Here is a 14,966-nt window from a genome sequence, read left to right as displayed (position 1 = left end):
GGAGTCAGGAAAATATGGCAAGCCTCAGGCCCGGCCATTCCAGCTGACAAAATTCTTTAGTAGTTGCAGGCCAGTATCGGCACTCTTTTCCGGGTGGAACTGGGTAGCAAAGATATTCTCTTGTGCTACTGCAGCCGCCAGAGGTACGCCATACTCAGTGTGCCCGGCGAGTACAGTATTATCCCCAGCCGGCACATAGTAGCTGTGCACGAAATAAAAGCGGCTGCCATCAGCTATGCCTGCCCACAGGGGGTGTTTGCGTGTCTGTTGCACGGTGTTCCAGCCCATATGCGGCACTTTCAGTCGCTCGCCATCCTGTACCACCGGCAGGTCACTGCCAAAAAATTTCACTGGCTGTGGGAAGATACCCAGACAGTCGACACCGTTATTCTCCTCGCTGTAGCGCATCATAATTTGCATACCCACGCAGATTCCCAGTATCGGGATATCGGCGGCGATAGCATCTTTGAGTAGCGGAGCAAAGCCCGCTTCAACAAACCCTGCCATGCAATCGCGAATGGCGCCGACTCCAGGGACTAATATGCGTTCTGCGCCCTCAGCCTGCTGAGGAGTTTGCGCCAACACAACCTCGACCTCCGGAGCCACTTTATTCAAAGCGCTGGCAACCGAGTGCAGGTTGCCCATACCGTAATCGAGTACTGCGACCTTACCCATCACAAGACTCCTTTGGTGGAGGGCATGGTGCCGGCCATACGCGGGTCCGGGGTTAGTGCCATACGCAGGGCGCGGCCGAAGGCTTTGAATACCGTCTCTACCTGGTGGTGGGCGTTATGGCCGCGCAGGCAATCGATATGCACCGTCACCAGGGCATGATTGACGAAGCCCTGGAAGAATTCAAAAAACAGTTCGGTATCGAAATTGCCGATACGCTTTTGAGTAAAAGGCACTTCCATCACCAGGCCTGGGCGCCCTGAGAAATCAATCACCACCCTGGAGAGGGCCTCATCCAAAGGCACATAGCTATGGCCATACCGGGTCATGCCCTTCTTGCCTCCCAATGCTTGGGTAATGGCCTTGCCGAGGGTAATGCCGATATCTTCCACCGTATGGTGGTCGTCAATATGAATATCGCCGTCGCAGCTAATGTCCATGTCGATCATGCCGTGGCGGGCAATTTGATCAAGCATATGCTCAAGGAAGGGAACCCCAGTCGCGAACTGGCCATGGCCCTGGCCATCCAGATTAACGCTGACTTGAATCTTGGTTTCCAAGGTGTCACGAGTGACGCTAGCTGTACGCATCGAAAGCGATCCTTATTTGCACGATAAGACAGAGGGCGCAAATTATAGGATGAATGACACCCCCTGTGGTCCGCTAGTGTCAGATGAAACTTGATTCATAATCACAACTACATATCATGCGCGGTATGGTTACTCTAAAGCGCCGAAAATCCCATTACTGGGCCAGCCTGTTTCTGTTACTCGCCGTAGTAGCAGCTCAGCCGCTGTGGGCGGAGCACTTCCACCTGGGCAACACCCAGGTGGAGATGTGTGACCTGTGCTGTATGCATTCACCTGCAGCACTCGGCAGCGAGCCATTGCTCGTACAGGCTGAGCCCCAAAGTCACTACGAACGGCCCTCTGCGCCAACAGCCCACAATTGCCAGCCAGAGCGCCAGAGTGCGCGCGCCCCTCCCTTCCCCCTGTCACTCAGTTAATACCCAAGAACCGATAATTTTTTAGTGAATGCCCACGCTGGAGCGCGTATGGCATTGTCCGCCTGTGACAGGAAAAAAACCAATGATTAAGTTCAATACTCTGGCCCTGGCCATTGCCAGCCTGGCCGCGCCCGCTATTTACGCCGCTGAAAACAACTCGACCCTGGAAGAGGTCAATGTCACTGTCTCGCCGCTGGATAAGCCCGCCGACGCAGTGGCAGCTCCGGTTTCTATTCTCTCCGGGGACGCATTGCGCAAATCCGCCGCGGCAACCCTGGGCCAAACTTTGCAAGACCAACCCGGTGTAGCCAATGCCTCCTTCGGCAGTGGCGTGGGGCTGCCGGTTATCCGCGGCCAGAGTGCCAACCGTGTAAAGATCTTGAGCGATAACCTGGATGTATCCGACGCTTCCAACACCAGCGCCGATCACGCCGCCAGTATCGAGCCACTGCTTGCGGAACGCATCGAAATACTGCGCGGTCCCGCCGCCCTGCGCTACGGCAGCGGTGCCGTGGGAGGGGTGGTGAACATCATCGACGGACGTATCCCCACTGCCGTGCCAGAGAAAGTGGAGGGCGCAGTTGAGCTGCGCCACAACACCGCCGACGGCCAGGACGCCTCAGTATTTCGTTTCACCGGTGGTGCTGGGCAGCTGGCGTGGTATGTAGACGGGGTTTATCGGGAAAACGACAATACCGAAATCCCGGGCCTGGCCATCGTTGAGCACGATGAGCATGAAGAACACGACGAACATGAAGAGCACGCCGGCGAAGAAGGCGAGCACGAGGACGAGTTCAACACCGATGGCTTCGTGGGCAATACCAATGCCCGCGCCCACAGCTATAGCGGAGGGGTTTCCTGGATCACCGACAGCGGCTTTATTGGCTTCTCCGTAAACCGGCTGGAAAACAATTACGGCATCCCCTTGGGCACTCATGAGCACCACCACGAAGATGAGGACCACGCGGGTGAAGACCACGACGACCACGAGGAGCACGCCGAGGCCGGTGAGGTCGATGCGGTACGTATCGACCTGGTACAAACCCGCTATGACCTGAAAGGCGAGCACCGCTTCGACGGCGATTACTGGGACAAACTGAGCCTGCGTATCGGCTACAACGATTACGAGCATGTGGAGCTGGATGCCGGCAATCCGAGCACCCGCTTCACCAACGAGGCCTGGGAGAGCCGTGTTGAAATAACCCACGATGCCGGCAACGGCTGGCGCGGTGCCTACGGACTGCAATTGACCGACAAAGACTTTGCCGCAAAAGACTTTTCCACAATTGGCAGTCACTCCTTTATCCAGCCCTCACATACCCGCAGTGCCGGCTTCTTTACTATGAAGGAGCGCCAATGGAGTAGCTGGCACTTAGATCTGGGCGCCCGGTTGGAGAGAGTGGATATAGACCCAGAAATTGGCAACGACCGCGATTACAATCTGATCGGCGCCAGCGCCACGCTGCAGTATTTCCTCGCCGAGCACCAGCATCTCAGCTTCGGCGCCACCCACTCCGAACGTGCACCCGTGGCCGAGGAACTGTTTGCCGATGGCGCGCACCTGGCGGAATCCCGCTATCTATTAGGCAACAGCGAGCTGGACAAAGAGAGCGGCGTCAACTTGGAGTTGGGTTATCACCACCATAACGAAGCGGCTAGCGGCTGGCACGCTGCGCGCATTGAGGCCAGCGTTTTCTACAACCAGATCAGTGACTACATCTACGCGCAGAACACCGGCGGCGAGGAAGAGGAGTTGCCGGTCTATGCCTATGCCAACCGTGATGCGACTTTCTATGGAGCCGAGGCCTCAGTGACCTTTCCCTTGCAGGGCGGCCACTATATAACGCTGTTTGGCGACATGGTGCGCGCTAGCTTCGATGATGCGATCATCGGTGAAAGCTCCGATGTACCGCGTATGCCACCGCTTCGGATGGGCGTGGCCCTGGGTGCCGATTACGACCAGTGGGGTTGGGAGTGGCGCACAGTCGAAGCTGCGGACCAGGATCGCGCCGGCGCCTACGAAGAGGAAACCGACGGCTATACCCGCATGGACCTGAGCGCCGAGTACAACCTCAATATCGGCGGCAGCAATGCGGTGCTCTTTGCCAGTGCACGCAACCTGCTGGACAAGGAAATCCGCAACTCCACCTCACTGCTACGCGACTATGCCCCGGCACCCGGCCGCAGCATCGAAGCGGGCGTACGGTTTATTTTCTAAGGCACAACTGCTTCAATGAGCCCCGCGGCGCGCCCAGCTCCACGGGGCTGCATCTCCTACACTTCCCGCATAACCTCTTTATAGAAGTGTGCGGGAACATCTAGTCGCACCGCGGCGTCTGATGTGTATCTGCACGACAAATCTTCTACGGAATAAACAGGGACAATCCACTCCATGGCCTGGATCAAGCGCACTTTTATCGCTCTATTGGTCGTTTTCCTGCTGCTCGCCGGTGCTGTCGCCTGGCTGCTGGCCGGCCTCGACGTAAACCAGTACAAACCACAGCTGGAAAAGCTCGCCGCCAAGCAGGGGATCTCCCTGCAATTGGAAGGTGATATCGGCTGGCAGTTATGGCCACAGGTTGGCCTGCAGCTGCGCGATGTAGCACTGGCACCGCTACAGCTGCCCAAAGAAACCCTGGTGCGCGCCGATAAAATCGCCATAGGTGTCGCCCTCAGGCCACTGCTACAGCGCCGCGTGCAGGCTCAGGAGATCGTACTGCTGGCGCCACAGATTGAACTCAGCGTTGACAAGGAAGGGCGCGGTAACTGGGAGCTGATCAGTGAAGCCCTGGAGGCTCAGAGCAAGCAACCTCCCAAACTGGAAATCCCCAGGGAGACAGAAGAGCCCGCCGAGCAACAAGTGCAGCTTAGCCTGGACAAGCTGCGTATTGAAAATGGCCTGGTATCTTACAGTGACGCCCGCACCGGAAAAGCCTACAAGGTCGAAGACCTGCGCGTGATAGCCGACAACCTGGTGCCAGGCGGCGAACCTGGGCAACTGCGTGCCGATGCCAGCATAAGCGGCAGTGACCTGCGCCACCCCCTCAATCTGACATTAGACAGCACCCTGGCCCTGGATGAAGGCCTCAACGGCCTGCGCCTACAACCCCTGCAGCTGACCTTTACTGCCGATAACAGTGCCAAAGCCACGATTCACTTGCGCGGTTACGTACGTCGTGACAACAACAACCAGCCCTGGCGCATACAGATGAATCTAAATGCCAGTGCCGACCCCCTGCGCCCCTGGCTTGAGCTGACCGGCACCGAAGTGATTACTCGCGATAGCGCTGTATTACAGAAGTTGAATATTGAAGCCAGCCTCGAAGGCACTGAGCAGAAACTCGATCTGACCCCACTGCAACTGCAGCTCGACAACACGACCTTCAGCGGCAATGCCCAGCTGCGCAACGCGGAGATGCCTGGGCTGGATCTGAGCCTGCGCGGCGGCGCTTTCAATTTGGATAGCTACCTGCCTCCTTCCAAAGAAAAGGAAGAAAAGCAGGGGGAAACCGCCCCCTCCTCCGAAGTAACGGCTCAAGACGAACAGACTACACACACTCAAACCGCACCTGAAACAGCAAAACCGCTGCAGGCGGAGAAGCCCACAACTAATGAACAACAGTTATCAGCCCAGCCGGTACCTGCAGAGCCTCTGCCTCTCAGTGCACTGCGCGGCTTTAATGCCAATATCAATGTGACCCTGGACCAGCTACTGGCAGCGGACCTGCAACTGGACAGTCCGGAAATACAACTCACCGTGGATAACGGCCTCTACCAACTGCAAAAACTCAGCGCAGACATCTATGGTGGACAGCTCAATAGCAATGGGCAGTTCAACGCCCGTGCCCAAACGGCTGAAGGCCAGGTACGTGGCGGCCTCAGCAATGTGGATATCGGCAAGGTACAGAAAGCGCTGTTCCCCAGTGAGAAAGTGCAGGTAGCCGGTGAAGCCAGTGTCAATTGGGATGGTCGCACTAAAGGAAAAACCTCCGAAGATCTGCAAAAAAACCTGGTCGCAGCCGTTAATATTTCCAGCAAGGAGCTCTCCATAGCCCCATTCAACCTTGAAAAGAGTATGTGCCAGCTATTTAGTTATGCGGAAAACACGCCTCTGCCAGACAGAGACTGGCCAGCACAGACTGGCCTGCAGGATGTGCGCGCTACTATTGCCGTGAAAGGCGATGAAGTGAAGGTGACCGAAATCCTTGCAGGAATCGAGAATATCGCCATGACAGGTGATGGCGAGATAGATTTACAAAAACAGGACTTCGACTTCGCTCTCGGCCTCGCCCTGGTCGGCGAGAGCACCTCCGCCGACGGCTGTACAGTGAGGAACAAGCGCTGGCGGAACCGCCCGTTGCCTTTACGCTGCAAGGGCGACTTCGATGATGTAGGCCCAGGCACTTGTAAACCCGACAGCCGCCGCCTCGACGACCTGGTACGTGAGGAACTGAAATACAAAGCCAAGAAAAAATATGGCGATAAGGTAGAAGAAAAAGTCGATGAGCTGAAAGAAAAATTGAAAAATCTCTTCGGTCGTTGATCAGAGCCGCACCGGGCCTCGCCCGGTGCGCAACTCCGGTCCTACTATCCCACTCCACTCAAGCTCTCACTACCTCCAACTCCAAATTAGTTTCAAGATTCCGCTCAGGGGGCAGCATTGTTGCAGGCTGCTTAGATTTTTTTTCCTACCACACCTCAACTTCCCTACTGTTTACACATTCTTTTCCCAATATCAGCCCGATCTCAACGAAATCAATTGGTCAGATAAAGGGAATAACAAAATGCCAATAATGGTCCGAGAGAAAGACAATAACTCCAAGCAGGTAATCGCGAGGCTGGCCACTGCTACCAAGCACCACAAGCCTGATGAGGTAGAGTGGGGTAATGACCGCGTTAACTGCTACGCCTGGGCTGCGAACTGCGAGACCCCAAACTCGGGCAAGCCCAATCCCGGCTCCAACGCCGGCTATGTCGCAACTTTGGAAGATGCCAGCCTGATTGAGGGAGCCAAGCGCGATGGTATGGCCTATGTGGCCAATGCCCCAGCAAACAAGCCACCGCCTTTTTCAGAGGGTTGCTACTGCGTTGCCCTGTATAAGTCCGCAACCGATCACCACTGGTACCGGCGGGACCCGAAAACCGGTACCTGGACTCACAAACCAGGTCCTCATGGGGTGAGAAACTACGGCCCCAATTTTGTGGTTCTGCCCGAGCAGCTGGAAACGGCAAACCATAACTACGGCCTGGCTGCCACCAATTATCGTTTTGTGGCCTATTTCTATGTGGTGGAAGAGGGCATTCAGGTCTGATGACTGCATCGTGAAGAACTAGTGCCGAGGCAACCGCCCACTGCCCCTCCGCTGCAAGGGCGACTTCGATAGTGTGATCCCAGGCTCATGCATACTCGACATCCGCCACCTGGACAACCTGATACGCGAGGAGCTGAAATACAGAGCCAGGAAAAAATATGGCAATAAGATGGAAGAAAAGGTCGACGAACTGAAAGAAAAATTGAAAAATCTCTTCGGCCGTTGATCATAGCCGCACCGGGCCCCGCCCGGTGCGCAACTCCGGCCCCAATATCCCACGCCAGCAACCTCGCAGTACCTTCATGACTCCAAAGCAGTTCCAAAATGCCGTTCTCAAGTGGTTCGATAAACATGGACGCAAGGACCTGCCCTGGCAGCAGGATATCAACCCCTACCGCGTATGGGTTTCCGAGATCATGCTGCAACAAACCCAGGTAAGCGCTGTAGTCCCCTATTTCGAGCGCTTTATGCGGAGCTTCCCCACCCTGGAAAGTCTCGCCGTTGCGCCGCTGGATAAGGTACTGGCCCACTGGAGCGGCCTCGGTTACTACGCCCGCGCGCGCAACTTGCACAAATGTGCGCAGACAGTTTTGCAAGAGTACGACGGGGAATTTCCACAGGATGTAGAAGCACTCATCGAGCTGAGCGGTATCGGCCGCTCCACTGCCGGCGCTATCGCCAGTATCAGCATGGGGCTCAGGGCACCGATCCTGGATGGCAACGTAAAACGGGTACTGGCCCGCTTTCACGCCGTGGCAGGCTGGCCGGGACAGACTGCGGTAGCCAACAAGCTGTGGGAACTGGCCGAGATTTATACCCCAGACAAGCGCGTCAACGACTACACCCAGGTCATGATGGACCTGGGTGCTACCCTGTGCACCCGTTCCAAGCCCAGCTGTAGCGACTGCCCACTAAAAAAATCCTGCGTGGCCCACGCCCAGGGCAATCCTCAAGATTACCCCGGCAAAAAGCCGCGCAAAGAAAAACCGGTGCGTAGCGCCACAATGCTACTGCTGGAGTACGAAGGTGAGATTTATCTGGAGCAGCGCCCCGCTACTGGAATCTGGGGCGGCCTATGGTGCCCTCCCCAGGCGGAAGATGCCAAGGCCTGGCTCAGGCAACAGCGCTGGCGCGCCAGTGAAATACAAGCGCTGCCGGTACTGCGCCATACCTTTACCCACTTTCATCTGGATATTTCCCCTGTATGGGTACAGCTCGACAAAGTCACCACACAGGTAGCGGAGAACGGCGCTGGCTGGTATAAACTGCGGCGTCTAAACCGCGCCCGCGCGGCCCAGGAACTGGGGCTACCCGCCCCGATCGTAAAGCTGGCAAAACAATTACTGGCGCTGCAGGCTCCCCTGCTCGCCCCAACGACGGCCGACTAAAACCAGGAGGAGTCCATGTCTAGAACCGTATTCTGCCGCAAGTACCAAGAGGAATTGGAAGGCCTGGACGCACCGCCCTTCCCCGGCCCTAAGGGCATGGACATCTTTGAGCATGTTTCCAAGAAGGCCTGGCAAGAGTGGATGTCTCACCAGACCATGCTGATCAACGAAAAACACCTCAACATGATGGAACCCTCCAGCCGCGCCTACCTGAGCGAGCAGATGATGAAGTTCCTAAGCGGTGAAGAATACGACGCAGCGGAAGGCTACGTTCCCCCGGAACAGCAGTAGCGGAGCCCTGTTTTCAACCCCCGCGAAAGCAAAAAAAACTTTTTACAATCAAGGGGTTGACTCCAGCATAAGGAACGGCTTTAATACGCGCCTCGCGACGCCGGGGAAGCCCAGCAAGATCGCAAAGCCCGGATAGCTCAGTCGGTAGAGCAGGGGATTGAAAATCCCCGTGTCGGTGGTTCGATTCCGCCTCCGGGCACCATATTCAAACCCGCGCAAGCACTCGCTTTCGCGGGTTTTTTAATGCTTGATCAAAGCACTAAAGTTCCCGGCAGCGCCTGGTTCAATTCCACCAAGCCCCCCGCCCCATCAACTAGAGGGTTTGTCAAAGAGGCATCAAATAGCAGCTACTGCCTATTTTTTCTTTCGGCTGTCACTAGCAAAGCGATTTTGATCTTTCATCAACTTCAATCCAAGCTCCACCTTCTTAGCTTTATCCTTCAGCACGGATTTTCTACTTTTTAACTGTGACTGAATATCTCTAATCTCATCTATCTTCATTTCGCTTTAAAATCCTTTTTACATGTATCTCACTAGGGTTTGTAAGCTTGCCTCTCGGCTCATTATCGACATCTTTTTTTGCAAGCTCTTTCAGCTCTTCTATCTCTGGACGTAGTTTTTTAAGAGATCTTTTTATCTCTTCTCGCCCTTCTTTTGTTGTTGGATCATGCTTCATAACAACCTTCTCTTTTTCATCTGTCCGGGCACCTTTTGATGGTAGTAGGTGCGAGGACCAAAACCTACTGACTTATAAGTCTCTTCTAAATGGACAAAAGGCTCAATTACCCATATTTCATCTGCACCGACAATATCAGCGAACAGGGTCGCGGCAGCGGAGATTACCGGAAGAGATCTCATCCCCAAAGGACTAGGCCTTACCGGTGTTGATTCAATAAAATCCAAGCGTACTTTTGAGCCGGCTCTAGAAGTTTGGCCATATGCCAGCGCACCCAATGTCCCAGCTGAAGTAAGAGCAATTTCGAACCGATTTGGCTTATTCTGATAAGATTTAAATAGCTCAACCCAATCCCAACCACCCCTATCTCTTCTATATCCTTTGCCTTGAAGGTTCTCCCAGTTATTTGCAAGCTGGCAATCTCGCAATGTCACTCCTTTAGCATTAACACCAAAATCATTTCGAATTTCTTCAAATACAATTTCCCGGATAGCATTATATTTCTGCTCCTTTATATTGTGATCATGGCGACGTGGATACACGCATACTCTCCTTTTATCTAATTAACCCATGGTGCTTCTTGCAGGGATAAGACTTACAAGTTTATCCAGGAGTATGAGGAGCTAGAACCATAAAGAAATTTAAAAAATAGTTTTATGACCACCTTGAGAACCAGGTCTCACCCAAGTATACATACAATAATTAATAGGCTAATTACTCATGCGCAACGTACGTACCACCTAAGTGTGTTTATCACTTTTACTTTCAGTACAAGAATACAATGCTCCGCAATCAGGGAAAGCTATGGACTCACCCCCACACGGAAGGCAAATGGAAAAAAACGTACAATTTATAATTCAATACGTGGTTAATAGGTTTATTTATGGGTATTTAAAAATACATTCCAGAAAAATTTAAAGACTTAACTGATTATAAGTGCCTGAAAAAATTATTGAAAATGGATAGGGAGGGTCACCAAAACAGCCCCTGAAGCACTCACACCATCTAAAGAAGATTTAAAAATATGAAGAAAAATGAAAATCTTGGGCTATTTAGCACAGTGCAAAAATAACAGCATAAACTGATGTCTTTGCTAATATGAGGAGACAATACCGTTCCTTCAATACTCCACCCCACTATATTGAATAGCGCTCAATTTTCTCCACTCAAACATCCAAAATATTTGACTACGAGAAAAATACTGCCATTTAGACCTGGCAATTTATTCTGCAAGCACCATTATTTCTTACTCTGTAGGCGCCGTAACTTGAAAGCCGTTTGCACTCTCATTCATCAAGCGGGCTCCACCAGCAACGTAAAGCTTACGCAGGCTCTCACTCTAGCTAAGTGGGCTTTGCTGTAATGGCTCCACCCTAACCCGTCGCTCAGGAGCAACAAGCCACTGCCGCAGCATGCAGTAATCCACATCTCCAAATACCCCAGCCTTCCCCAAAAATTTATGGTATTTTCTATTGCTAAAAACGGCGTCACTAAACCAAAATGCCAATCCCAACCTACCAGCAAATATTCCGCCCCTTGTTAGCCGCAATCGAAGATGGCCAGGTACACAGCGTGTCCGACCTTCACGACCGGATAGCTAACGCAATTGGGTTAACCGCAGAGGAAATCCAACAACGCGTCCCCAGCGGCCGACAAACCTATTTCCGCAACCGCCTCGGCTGGGCCCGCACTTATCTGGGCAAAGCAGGACTTATCGAAATCCCCGCACGCGGTAGCTACAAAATTACCGACCGTGGCCGGCAAGCATTGCTCGACTGCCCCAATGCCATTAGCAATGCCTACCTGCGCCAATACCCGGAGTTTCTAGAATTCACCCGCGGCTCCCGTGAAACCGCTGATAGATCCCAGGCAACCACCACCGACAACGACCTAACCCCAGAAGAACGGCTACGCAGCGCCCACGCCGAGCTCAAAGACACCCTGGCAGACCAGTTGCTTACCCATATCAAGCAGTGCAGCCCGCAGTTCTTTGAGCGTTTAGTCGTCGACCTGATGCTCGCTATGGGCTACGGCGGTACCGCCGAAGACGCGGGCCTTGCCACCCAATACAGCGCCGATGGCGGTATTGATGGCATTATTAAGCAAGATCCGCTGGGGCTAGACAGTATCTACCTGCAAGCCAAGCGCTACACCGAAAACACCATTGGCCGCCCAGAGATACAAAAATTCTGCGGCGCCCTGGATATGTGCCGCGCAAAGAAAGGGGTATTTATAACCACCAGCCGCTTTAGCCAGGAAGCCCAAGCCTTTGTGGGCATGATTGAAAAGAAAATTATCCTGATCGACGGTGACAAACTCGCCGACCTAATGATCACCTATGGACTAGGCACCAGCGTCAAAGAAACCCTGACCCTACAAGCCATAGACTCCGATTACTTTAGTGAAGACGATTAATACGGGCTCAAGCAAGCCCCAACAATCGATGCAAGTACTGGCGAACACACCGAACAACCACAAGATTTAACCAATAGCCGTAACTCCATGACCAACAGCGAAGAACAACAGTTTCTCAACGACCTCGAGAAAAAGCTCTGGAATGCCGCCGACAAGCTGCGCTCCACCCTGGATGCCGCCCAATACAAACACACCGTACTGGGCCTGATCTTCCTCAAATATGTCTCCGATGCCTTCGATATCCGCCGCGATGAACTCAAGCAGCAGCTCACCGACGCCGACCATGACTACTTCCTCGACCCAGACGACTTTGGCGGTGCCGACAGTGAAGACTACGCAGCAGAAATCGATATCGAACTGGAAGTGCGCGACTACTACCTGGAAACCAATACCTTCTGGGTGCCGCAGCAGGCCCGCTGGCAGTTTCTGCAAGACAACAACAAGGCCGTGATCGGCGGTGCCGAACTCAGCTTCCAGGACGAGCGCGGCGAGGACAAAACCCTCAAAATCAGCTCCGTCGGCCACCTGATCGATAACGCCCTGGAGGCCATCGAAGCCGACAACCCCAAGCTTAAAGGGGTGCTCAACAAACGCTACACCCAGCTGCAAATCGACCAGTCCAAACTGGGCGAGCTGATCGACCTGATCGCCACGGTGCCGTTCAACCACGCGAGCCTCAACAGCAAAGATATTCTCGGCCATGTATACGAATATATGCTCGGCCAGTTTGCCCTGGCCGAAGGCAAGAAGGGTGGCCAGTTTTATACGCCCAAGTCTATCGTCAGCCTGATTGTGCAAATGCTCGAACCCTTCAAAGGCCGCGTATACGACCCGGCCATGGGTTCCGGCGGCTTCTTTGTACAGTCCGAGCACTTTATTACCGAGCATCAGGGCAAGATTGGCGAAGTCTCTATCTACGGCCAGGAATACAACCACACCACCTGGCAGTTGGCCGCGATGAATATGGCCATTCGCGGTATCGACTTTAACTTTGGTAAAGAGCCGGCCAACACCTACACCAACGACCAGCACCCGGACCTGCGCGCCGACTTCGTTATGGCCAACCCGCCGTTCAATATGAAGGAGTGGGATACCGGCGTCGCCGAGGATGACAAACGCTGGCAATACGGCAGGCCGCCATCGGGCAACGCCAACTTCGCCTGGCTGCAACATATGCTGTTCCACCTGGCCCCCAACGGCAGTATGGGCCTGCTGTTGGCCAACGGCTCCATGAGTTCCAACACCAATAACGAAGGGGAAATCCGCAAGCGCCTGATTGAGGCCGACCTGGTGGAGTGTATGGTGGCCCTGCCCGGCCAGCTGTTTACCAATACCCAGATCCCCGCCTGTATCTGGTTCCTGAGCAAAAACAAAGGGGCGCGCGCCTCCGCTGCCGGCCGAAAGCTGCGCGATCGCCAAGGCGAAGTACTGTTTATCGACGCCCGCAACCTGGGTTATATGAAAGATCGGGTACTGCGGGATTTCGCCCAGGAAGATTTAAACCAGGTTACCGAGACCTACCACAACTGGCAGACCGGCGAAAACTACGAAGATGTACCGGGCTTTGTTAAAGCTGCCAAGTTGGAAGAACTACAAAAACACGATTTTGTGCTGACTCCAGGCCGCTATGTGGGCGCCGCTGCGGAGGAAGATGACGGTGAGCCCTTTGCCGAGAAGATGGCGCGTTTAACTGGCCAGCTGACAACGCAGTTTGCAGAATCGGATCGTCTAGAAGCGGAGATTAAAAAGAACTTGGCGGGGTTAGGTTTCGATGTCTGATTGGAAAGAATATCGAATTGAAGATATAGCCTTTAATTCTCCTCATGCAATGGCAACCGGCCCTTTTGGGTCTGCGATCAGTTCAAAATTCTTCCAGGATGAAGGGGTTCCCGTCATACGTGGAGGCAATTTGAGCACCAACGTGACAGAGCGGATGTCAGACGAAGGTCTAGTTTTTGTAAGTAGGGAAAAGGCTCGTGAGTTTAAGCGCTCACTTGTCAGAAAAGGCGATCTAATTTTTACTTGCTGGGGAACTATAAATCAGGTTGGCCTTATTACCGAAGACCTGAAATACCCTGAGTATATTATCTCTAATAAACAGATGAAGCTTACTGTAGATCCAAAAAAAGCTGATCCGTTATATCTTTACTATCTATTTTCGAGCCCATTAAAACAGGCAGAAATACTTAATAATGGTATTGGTGCTGCGGTTCCTGGATTTAACTTGGGGCAACTGAAATCACATATTGTCAGGCTACCTCCGGTTGAATTACAGAAAAAAATTTCAGCACTACTTAATTCTTTTGATAGAAAAATCAGCCTCAACCGCCAAACCAACCAAACTTTGGAACAGATCGCCCAGGCCCTTTTTAAAAGCTGGTTTGTCAACTTCGAACCCACCCGCGCCAAAATTGCCGCGAACCAGGCCGCCCAGCTGCGCCAGCAAGGCCAAAGCGACAGCGAAATTTTAAGCAAAATCCAGCAAGACCCACGCTGGAGCAGCGCCCAGGTCGCCATCATCGCCCAAGGCAACCCCGAGCAAGCCGCCATCGCCGCCCTTAACGGAGGCCAAGCCTTCGATACCCTAAGCGAAGCTCAACAAGCCAAACTTAAATCTACCGCTGCTTTGTTTGCGGATACGCTGGTGGACTCTGAGTTAGGTGCAGTTCCAAACGGATGGCAAATTAAACAAGTAGGGGATGTGGTAGAAAGATTAAAACCCTCTAAGCGTTATACAAAAAAGCAAGTTAAACCATTCGGTTTGATACCTGTTTATGAGCAAGGCACAAGTATACTCTTGGGCTATCACAATGATGAACCAGGCTTTCGTGCAACAACAGAAGAACCCTTGTTTATTTTCGGTGACCACACATGTGTAATTCATTTATCTTGTGAGAATTTTGATATATCTCAAAACGTAATACCTCTTTCTGGTTTCGAATATCCGACCATTTGGGTTTACTACGCCATTCAGGGAAAGCAAAATTTCCAAGAATATCGCAGGCATTGGTCAGAATTCGTTATCAAGAATGTAGTTTGCCCGGAAAAATCTCTGGCAAAAGTATTTTCTGATACTGTTACGACCTTATATAAGAAAAAAGAACAATCCGTTAGAGAAAATAAAGAACTGGAGCAGGTTCGTGATGCCCTATTGCCGAGGTTGCTCTCAGGGCTGATTGAAATTGACGAGATCGCGTAAAGTAAAA

Annotated in this window: 15 protein-coding genes and 1 tRNA gene; 11 read left to right on the top strand and 5 right to left on the bottom strand. The window is 53.0% G+C overall.

Annotation, left to right across the window (positions count from 1 at the left end):
* Positions 1–24: 24 nt before the first annotated feature.
* Both hisH and hisB read right to left on the bottom strand, forming a co-directional pair.
* Positions 25–675: an imidazole glycerol phosphate synthase subunit HisH gene (gene hisH, locus ACJJIP_RS21655; protein ID WP_020414070.1), complete on the bottom strand. Its 651-nt coding sequence runs from the start codon at positions 673–675 to the stop codon at positions 25–27.
* Positions 675–1,262: an imidazoleglycerol-phosphate dehydratase HisB gene (gene hisB / locus ACJJIP_RS21650; RefSeq protein ID WP_444945970.1), complete on the bottom strand. Its 588-nt coding sequence runs from the start codon at positions 1,260–1,262 to the stop codon at positions 675–677. The genes hisH and hisB overlap by 1 nt, the downstream gene beginning before the upstream one ends.
* Before the next feature lie 125 nt (positions 1,263–1,387).
* On the opposite strand from hisB, the gene ACJJIP_RS21645 reads away from it, so the two are divergent.
* The 8 genes from ACJJIP_RS21645 (at position 1,388) to ACJJIP_RS21610 (ending at position 8,871) form a co-directional block, all read left to right on the top strand.
* Positions 1,388–1,678: a hypothetical protein gene (locus ACJJIP_RS21645; protein WP_211214936.1), complete on the top strand. Its 291-nt coding sequence runs from the start codon at positions 1,388–1,390 to the stop codon at positions 1,676–1,678.
* Between the two features lie 64 nt (positions 1,679–1,742).
* The gene (locus ACJJIP_RS21640) at positions 1,743–3,896 is read left to right on the top strand and encodes a TonB-dependent receptor (RefSeq protein WP_444945969.1); all 2,154 of its coding nucleotides are present in this window, start codon (positions 1,743–1,745) and stop codon (positions 3,894–3,896) included.
* 174 nt (positions 3,897–4,070) lie between these two features.
* Entirely contained in the window at positions 4,071–6,221 is a 2,151-nt protein-coding gene (locus ACJJIP_RS21635) for an AsmA family protein (RefSeq protein WP_444945968.1), read from the top strand.
* Positions 6,222–6,462: 241 nt separating this feature from the next.
* Entirely contained in the window at positions 6,463–6,990 is a 528-nt protein-coding gene (locus ACJJIP_RS21630) for a hypothetical protein (protein ID WP_444945967.1), read from the top strand.
* A gap of 73 nt (positions 6,991–7,063) precedes the next feature.
* Positions 7,064–7,216 carry a hypothetical protein gene (locus ACJJIP_RS21625; protein WP_353375913.1) on the top strand — a complete coding sequence of 51 codons (153 nt, stop codon included), beginning with the start codon at positions 7,064–7,066 and terminating at the stop codon, positions 7,214–7,216.
* 76 nt (positions 7,217–7,292) lie between these two features.
* Positions 7,293–8,378: an A/G-specific adenine glycosylase gene (mutY, locus tag ACJJIP_RS21620; protein WP_444945966.1), complete on the top strand. Its 1,086-nt coding sequence runs from the start codon at positions 7,293–7,295 to the stop codon at positions 8,376–8,378.
* A 15-nt stretch (positions 8,379–8,393) separates the two neighbouring features.
* The gene (locus ACJJIP_RS21615; protein WP_444945965.1) at positions 8,394–8,669 is read left to right on the top strand and encodes an oxidative damage protection protein; all 276 of its coding nucleotides are present in this window, start codon (positions 8,394–8,396) and stop codon (positions 8,667–8,669) included.
* Positions 8,670–8,795: 126 nt separating this feature from the next.
* Positions 8,796–8,871 (top strand) — tRNA-Phe (locus ACJJIP_RS21610).
* 152 nt (positions 8,872–9,023) lie between these two features.
* On the opposite strand, the gene ACJJIP_RS21605 is transcribed toward ACJJIP_RS21610, so the two are convergent.
* From ACJJIP_RS21605 to ACJJIP_RS21595, 3 genes are read right to left on the bottom strand one after another with little or no spacing between them, the layout of a single operon-like run.
* Positions 9,024–9,170 (bottom strand): hypothetical protein, encoded by a 147-nt coding sequence (locus ACJJIP_RS21605; protein WP_444945964.1) that lies wholly within the window; start codon positions 9,168–9,170, stop codon positions 9,024–9,026.
* A complete protein-coding gene (locus ACJJIP_RS21600; RefSeq protein WP_252083780.1) occupies positions 9,157–9,345 on the bottom strand; it encodes a hypothetical protein in 189 nt (62 codons plus the stop codon). The genes ACJJIP_RS21605 and ACJJIP_RS21600 overlap by 14 nt, the downstream gene beginning before the upstream one ends.
* Positions 9,342–9,887, bottom strand: coding sequence for a hypothetical protein (locus tag ACJJIP_RS21595; protein ID WP_444945963.1), 546 nt, complete (start codon positions 9,885–9,887; stop codon positions 9,342–9,344). Before ACJJIP_RS21595 ends, ACJJIP_RS21600 begins: the two co-directional genes overlap by 4 nt.
* Positions 9,888–10,845: 958 nt before the next feature.
* Here ACJJIP_RS21595 and ACJJIP_RS21590 point away from each other — a divergent pair.
* The 3 genes from ACJJIP_RS21590 to ACJJIP_RS21580 all read left to right on the top strand — a co-directional run bounded on the left by ACJJIP_RS21590 (position 10,846) and on the right by ACJJIP_RS21580 (position 14,959).
* Positions 10,846–11,760 carry a restriction endonuclease gene (locus ACJJIP_RS21590; RefSeq protein ID WP_444945962.1) on the top strand — a complete coding sequence of 305 codons (915 nt, stop codon included), beginning with the start codon at positions 10,846–10,848 and terminating at the stop codon, positions 11,758–11,760.
* 87 nt (positions 11,761–11,847) lie between these two features.
* Positions 11,848–13,539 (top strand): class I SAM-dependent DNA methyltransferase, encoded by a 1,692-nt coding sequence (locus ACJJIP_RS21585; RefSeq protein WP_444945961.1) that lies wholly within the window; start codon positions 11,848–11,850, stop codon positions 13,537–13,539.
* Entirely contained in the window at positions 13,532–14,959 is a 1,428-nt protein-coding gene (locus ACJJIP_RS21580; protein ID WP_444945960.1) for a restriction endonuclease subunit S, read from the top strand. Before ACJJIP_RS21585 ends, ACJJIP_RS21580 begins: the two co-directional genes overlap by 8 nt.
* The last annotated feature ends 7 nt before the right edge of the window (positions 14,960–14,966 follow it).

The sequence above is a fragment of the Microbulbifer variabilis genome (assembly GCF_052467165.1).
Note: the sequence above shows the minus strand (reverse complement) of the source record. Positions and strands in the feature narration are given on the sequence as shown.